The sequence below is a fragment of the Nocardia sp. NPDC058497 genome (genome assembly GCF_042720195.1).
Classification (GTDB): domain Bacteria; phylum Actinomycetota; class Actinomycetes; order Mycobacteriales; family Mycobacteriaceae; genus Nocardia.
This window is the reverse complement of the sequence record NZ_JBHXMY010000269.1, coordinates 1,387-7,835: the sequence shown is the minus strand read 5'-3', so window position 1 is coordinate 7,835 and position 6,449 is coordinate 1,387. Positions and strand designations below refer to the sequence as shown.

Below are 6,449 nucleotides of genomic sequence, written 5' to 3'. Positions count from 1 at the left end.
GGCTCCCCGGCCCCGCCCCCCGGCGCGCGGTCCCCCAACACCCCCCCCCCCCCCCTCGACCGGTCGGCCCCCCCCCCGAAACTGCGCCCGCACATCCACATTCGCACCACCGACCCGTTCATCGCGGTCGTCGGCGAGGAACTGACCTGCGTCGAATGCCCGAAGCAGAGCGGGGTGGTGGTCGAGATCGACGGCGACAGCATCGTTCTCGAGCTCTCGGGCGGCATGGGCCGCAAGCTCGTCGCCGAACCGGGGAGCGTGCCCGAGGACGGTGAGAACCTCGGTTTCGCCCGGTTCAAGCCGTCACCGTTCAACGGCCAGCTGAATCTGCCTGCCCGCGAGGACACTCCGTGGACCCACGGCGGCCCACCGCCGGAATGGACACCGCACACCGACGACGACGGGGAGGACCTTCAGTGACCACGCCGGACGAGGCCGTCGCGGGCATCCTCACCGATCTGCGCGACGAGAGCCATCGCGCGATCGTCGTCGACTCGCCGCCCGGCGCGGGCAAATCCACCCTCGTGGTGCGCGCCGCCCGCCAGCTCGCCGAGGACGACGACCAGCGGATGATCGTCGCCCAGACCAACGAGCAGGTCGACGACCTCATCGACCGCCTGGCCGGCGCCGACCCCGCGCTGCGCATCGGCAGGCTCTCCAGCACCGCGTATGTGACCAGCGATCGCGTCGACCAGCACGAAAATGTCCGGGTAGCAACAAAACCCGGTGACCTCGCCGACGCCACCATCGTCATCGGGACCGCCGCCAAATGGGCCACCATCACCGACGGCAGCTGGTCGCACGCGATCATCGACGAGGCCTACCAGATGCGCTCGGACATGTTGCTGCGCATCGCGAACCGCTTCGACCGCGGCCTGTTCGTCGGCGATCCCGGGCAGCTCGACCCGTTCGCCACGGTCGAGACCGCGCGCTGGGCCGGGCTCACCTGGGACCCGACGATGAGTGCCGTCACCGTGATGCTGGCCAACAACGACAACATCCCGATCCACCGGCTGCCGGTGTCCTGGCGGCTGCCCGCCACCGCGGCCCCGGTCGTCTCGCAGGCCTTCTACCCCTTCACCGGTTTCGAGTCCGGCACCGGATTCGGTGACCGCCGAATGGATTTCACCACCCGTGGCCTCGGCGGCCCGATCGACGCCGTGCTCGAGGAGGCGGCCGCGTCGGGGTGGGGCTGGTACGAACTGCCCGCCCGGCACACGCTGCGCACCGATCGCGAGGCCGTGCACGCGATCGCCGCGATCGCCGCCAGGCTGATCGAGCGCGGCGCCACCGCGCACTCCGAATCGGGCAGCCGCCCGGTCACCACCGACCGCGTCGCGATCGGCACCGCGCACCGCGACCAGGCCGACGCGGTCCGCACCGCGCTGCGCGGCACCGCGGCCGAGCCGGTCACCGTCGACACCGCCAACCGGCTGCAGGGCCGCGAATACGACGTCACCCTGGTGCTGCACCCGCTGTCGGGCCGCCGCGACGCCAGCGCCTTCCATCTCGAGGCGGGCCGGTTGTGCGTGCTGGCCTCGCGGCATCGGCACGCCTGCATCCTCGTCGGCCGGGCCGGTATCCCCGAACTGCTCGACGCCCACCCGTCGGCCGAGCCGGTGCACCTCGGGGTGCCGGTGAAGTTCCCCGACGGCTGGGAGGCGAATCAGGCCGTGCTGAGTCATCTGTCGCGGCACCGGGTGCGCGCGGCCAACTGATTCGGGCGTACCTGCCGCTCGCAGTGCGGGTGCAGCCGAGCTGCGGCGAGGTCGGGCACTGCGTACCCGTAAGCTGCGAGTTTGCTTGGGGTATCGACCTTTTGGGTTCGTTCACAAAGCCCGCACCGGCGCGGCGGGTCGGTTAATCTCTGCGCGAAGACAAGCGTGCCGAATCGTCGGTTTCGCCGATACGGGCACGCAGCGGAGCGCCGGGGCGGCTCCGGGAGCGGAAAGATTCGGTGTGAAGATCTGGCGTAGCTCAGTGCTCGGGAACTCGTGGGCTGGGCGCGGTGTCCGCGGCCGGGTGAGCGTGCGGACCCGGCTTCTCTCGATCGTGCTCAGCTCCAGTGTCGTGCTCCTGGCAGCCGGGGGTGGGGCGGCGGTGTACCTGGTGGATTCGGCGCGGGAATCCACCGAATGGGCCGATCTGGCCACCAGCACCACCGCGCCCGCGATCCTGATGGTGTCGGCGTTCCAGGAGGAACGCAGGCTTTCGCTGCTGCGACTGGCCGGTGATCCGCCGTCCACGCCGGCCCTGGTCACCGCCCGTCAGCGTTCGGACGAGGCGCTCGCCGCGGTGATCGCCAAGGGTGACGCCGCCCGCGCGCTCAACCCGGACGGTTCCCGCGAAGACATCGAGGGCTACAACAAACTGTTCGCCATGGTGCCGACCGTGCGCGGTGGCGTCGACACGATGCAGATCCCGCCAGGCGACGTGTTCACCGTCTTCACCCAGGTGATCGGCACGATCGTCGCCGCGTCTATGCTGGCGGCCCGGGTGGCGCCGGACGCGAAGATCGGCATCGAACTGGGTTACGCCGTCGAGCAATTGCGTGCCGCCGAGGCGCTCTCGCAGGCCGACACTCTGGGTTCGGTGGCGTTGACCAACGGCCGGATGTCGGCCGCCGAACTGCTCGATTTCGGTCGCCGGGTCGGTGAGTTCCGGGGCGAGGTGGCCTATTCCGCCACGGTGCTGAAGGGCACCCGGCGCGCGCAACTCGATGCCGTCACCGCGAGTTCCGAATGGCAGCAGGTGGTTTCGATGCAGGACGCGCTGGTGGCGCGTGGTCCGGTCACCAATGATCGCGGTGATACGTCGCTGCCGCTGAGCCTGGCTGGGTGGCAGGATGCCTCCCGCCACGTGAACCTCGCCTTGCAGAAACTGTGGCAGGACCAGAGCGCAGACGCGCACGTCATCGCCCGGCAGCAGGGCGAAACCGACAGCCGCAACGCGCTGCTCGGCGGCGCGGTCGTCGCGCTGTTCGCGGTGGGCGCGTTCCTGATAGCGCTGGTCCTGGCCAACCGGTTCATCGCCCGCATGCGGCGGTTGCGCCACGACACCCTGGAACTGGCCGACGAGCGGATGCCCGATCTCATGCGCAGGCTCGCGGCGGGGGAGCAGGTCGAGGCGAAGCAGGAGACCTCCCGGCTGGACTTCGGCTCCGACGAGCTCGGCCAGGTCGCGGCCGCGTTCAACCGCGCCCACCTCGCCGCGGTGTCGGCGGCCGTCGCCGAGGCGCGGACCAGGGCGGGCATCAACACGGTGTTCCTCAATATCGCCCACCGCAGCCAGGTGGTCGTGCACCGTCAGCTCGCCCTGCTCGACCGCGCCGAACGCGACGAAGGCAATGCCGACCAGCTCGAACTGCTGTTCCAGCTCGACCATCTCGCGACCCGCGCCCGCCGCAATGCCGAGAACCTCATCATCCTCGGCGGCGAGCAGCCGGGCAGACGCTGGCGCAATCCGGTGGCGCTGCTGGAACTGGTGCGCGGCGCGATCGCGGAAAGCATGGACTACACCAGGATTCAGACCAAGCAGATGCCTGAGGTGCGCATCGCCAGCCATGCCGTCGCCGATGTGATCCACCTGCTGGCCGAGCTGATGGACAACGCGACGGCGTTCTCGCCGCCGGAGGCGCAGGTCATCGTGTCGGGGGTCGTGGTCGGGCGCGGGGTGGCCGTGGAGGTCGTCGACCAGGGCCTCGGGATGTCGGAAGCCGAACTCGCCGAACGCAATGCGGTGCTGGCCGATCCACCGGAGTTCAGTGTGGCGACACTGTCGGGCAGTTCGCGGCTCGGTCTGTTCGTGGTCGCGAAACTGGCTGGCAGGCACAATATCTCGGTGCGACTGGCCGAATCGGTCTACGGCGGAGTGCGCGCGGTCGTGCTGATCCCGTCGGCGCTGGCCGAGGCCGCCGATCAGTCCTCGCCGATCTCCGGTCAGTTCCCCGCCGTCTCGCCGCGCGCATGAGCGACGAACGCGAACACTGGTACGAGGAGGACGCGGGCCCGATCGTGCGCCTCTACGCGGTGACCCGCGGGCGCGGCCGGACCCAGCGCGACGAACTCGACCTCACGACGCTGCTGGTCGACGCCGGTGCCGGTACCCGCCTGCGGCGCACCGAACCCGAGTACGCCGCGATCGTCGAACTGTGCCGGACACCGATGGCGGTCGCCGAGGTCTCCGCGCACCTCGGGCTGCCGCTGAACCTGGCCAAGGTGCTCATCGGCGACCTCCTCGACGAGGGCAGGCTGATCGCCCGGGCCCCGCAGCACCGGACGGTCGGCAGCACCGACCTCGACATGCTGCGGGCCGTCCTCGCGGGGATCCGCCGGTTCGACAGCTAGGCGAGCTCGGCCGCCAGCCGCTTGGCGTTCATGTAGCCGATGGCCTCGATGGTCACCATCGGGTTCACGCCGGGTGCGGTGGGGAAGCTGGATCCGTCGGCCACGACGATATTGTCGACCTCCCAGGTGGCGCCATCCGGGTTGGTCGCCGACAGTTCCGCCGTGCCGCCCATGCGGGCCGAGCCCATGATGTGCAGGGCGCCCATCGAACACTGGCCAGGCCCGTAACCGGCCTTCTTGCAGGCCGCGTCGAATTCCGCGAGCGAACCGCGCACGCGGGGTTCGAACGAGACACCGGCCTGATGGCCGGAGTAGATGCGTTGCGCGCCTGCGGCTTCCAGCACCGAGGCGGCGCCGACGATGCCGGTGTGCAGGTGGTTGGCGTCGTAGTCGGACAGGCGGTATTTCACCACCGGCTCGCCGCCGCCGTCGATCGACACGGTGCCCGGATCACGGTCGCGGGTGATCACCCCGATCGAGTTGGTGCGCGCGAAATCGAGCATGGTGGCGCGATGTCGCGCCGCGCCGCGCCAGCTCATGAACCCGGTCGCCAGGCCGGGGTGGATCGGTCCGGTCTCGTAGATGACGCCGTAGCCGTTTCCGTCGAGATCGGCGTGGTGCCTGCTGATCCGGGCCTGCAGCGCGCCCTCCCACGGCCGGATCTCCTCCTCGAACACCCCGAACACCGCGGCGGCGGGATGCAGCCGCAGATAGCGGCCGATGTTCTTGTTGCGCAAGCCCGATCGCTGCAACAGTGCGGGTGTCTGGATGGCGCCCGCCGCGACGACCACCGCGCGCGCCCGCACGGTGATCTCGACGCCGTCGGAGGTCCGCGCCGTCACCGATTCCGCCTTACCGGCTTTCACCGTGATCGAGCGGACGTCGGCGTCGACCACCAGGCGCGCGCCGTGCTCGGCGGCGTCGGAGAGCCAGGTCTTGGTCACCGACTGCTTGGCGCCCAGCCTGCACCCGTACCCGCAGCGACCGCATTCGACCGCGGCGTCGCAGGCGTCGCCGACATTGCGCGGCAAGGTGTCGACATCCCAGCCGAGGGCCTTGGCGCCGCGTTCGAGAATGCCGTCGCGTGCCGAGAGCGGGGACTTGTTTCCGGTGACGCCGATGCGGCGCTGCACCGTGTTCAGCGCGTCGCCGAATTCGTCGTCGGCGAACTGGGGGACACCCGATTCGGCCCACTCCTTGCGCACACCGTCGGGGGTGGGCAGCGAGGTGCTCCAGTTGACGACGGTGCCGCCGCCGAGACAGGTCCCCGCCACCAGCGTGATCTGGCCCTCCGCCGACGCCGCGGGACCGGGGGCGTAGAGGCTTGTCAGCGCGTCGAGCTCACCGGTGCCGAAATCCTTGTCGTCGTAATAGTTTCCGCGTTCGAGCACCACCACGTCGAGACCGGCTTCGGCCAGTACGGCCGCCGCGGCGCCGCCGCCCGCACCCGAGCCGACCACGACGACATCGCAGTCGAGGGTGGTCGATTCGGTGAACCGCTCCGGGGTGAGCGCCGGCGCGGGCGCGTTCGCCGACGGGCCGGTCGGGGCCGGATAGCCGATCTGCGCCCACAGCGGGTTCGTCCCGGTCGGGCCTGGGGTCACGTTGTAGGCCAGCAGCGAGGCCTGCTTGAGTGCCTGGAACACCGCCCTGGCCGGTGCCAGCCCGGAATCGGCCAGGCGCAGCAGCGCGGCCTCGCGCCGCTCTTGCGACAGCGACGAGAACCGGCGGAAGCCGCTGCCGGTCACCAGTCCGAAGACGCGGGAGTCCCACAGCCCCAACACCATTGCGAGCTGCTTCTTGTCTGCTTCACGCGGATTGCGGCCCAGGATCCGGAAGATCGTGTCGACCGCGCCCAGCTCGGTCGCCGCCGGCAGCTCGAGCCCGTCGCCGGGCAGGAATGTGTCACAGATCAAACCCAGCGCTGCCCGCTGTTCGGCTGTTGGCTCCATACGGAAACCACCCCTTCTCACTCTGGGGTGAGTTGTATCACGGGGCCTGCGACCGCGCTGGGTGTCAACGGGTTTCGGGGGGCGCGGGGCGCCCCCCCCCCCCCCCCCCCCCGCGCGGGTCACCTGTAAAACCCGGACCGCGCCGGTTTAT

4 protein-coding genes and 1 pseudogene are annotated in these 6,449 nt (G+C 70.3%); 4 read left to right on the top strand and 1 reads right to left on the bottom strand.

What is annotated here, in order from left to right; all coding sequences use genetic code 11:
• From ACFWPJ_RS18630 to ACFWPJ_RS18615, 4 genes and pseudogenes are all read left to right on the top strand, one after another.
• Nucleotides 1–420: pseudogene (locus ACFWPJ_RS18630) on the top strand (hypothetical protein); the annotation flags it as partial.
• A complete protein-coding gene (locus ACFWPJ_RS18625; RefSeq protein ID WP_378852930.1) occupies nucleotides 417–1,718 on the top strand; it encodes an AAA domain-containing protein in 1,302 nt (433 codons plus the stop codon). The pseudogene ACFWPJ_RS18630 and the gene ACFWPJ_RS18625, both read left to right, overlap by 4 nt.
• Nucleotides 1,719–1,959: 241 nt before the next feature.
• The gene (locus tag ACFWPJ_RS18620) at nucleotides 1,960–3,969 is read left to right on the top strand and encodes a nitrate- and nitrite sensing domain-containing protein (RefSeq protein WP_378852928.1); all 2,010 of its coding nucleotides are present in this window, start codon (nucleotides 1,960–1,962) and stop codon (nucleotides 3,967–3,969) included.
• Nucleotides 3,966–4,346 (top strand): DUF742 domain-containing protein, encoded by a 381-nt coding sequence (locus ACFWPJ_RS18615; RefSeq protein WP_378852926.1) that lies wholly within the window; start codon nucleotides 3,966–3,968, stop codon nucleotides 4,344–4,346. The genes ACFWPJ_RS18620 and ACFWPJ_RS18615 overlap by 4 nt, the downstream gene beginning before the upstream one ends.
• Here the strand turns inward: ACFWPJ_RS18615 and ACFWPJ_RS18610 are convergent.
• Nucleotides 4,343–6,298, bottom strand: coding sequence for a GMC family oxidoreductase (locus ACFWPJ_RS18610; protein WP_378852924.1), 1,956 nt, complete (start codon nucleotides 6,296–6,298; stop codon nucleotides 4,343–4,345). The genes ACFWPJ_RS18615 and ACFWPJ_RS18610 overlap by 4 nt on opposite strands.
• Between the last annotated feature and the right edge of the window lie 151 nt (nucleotides 6,299–6,449).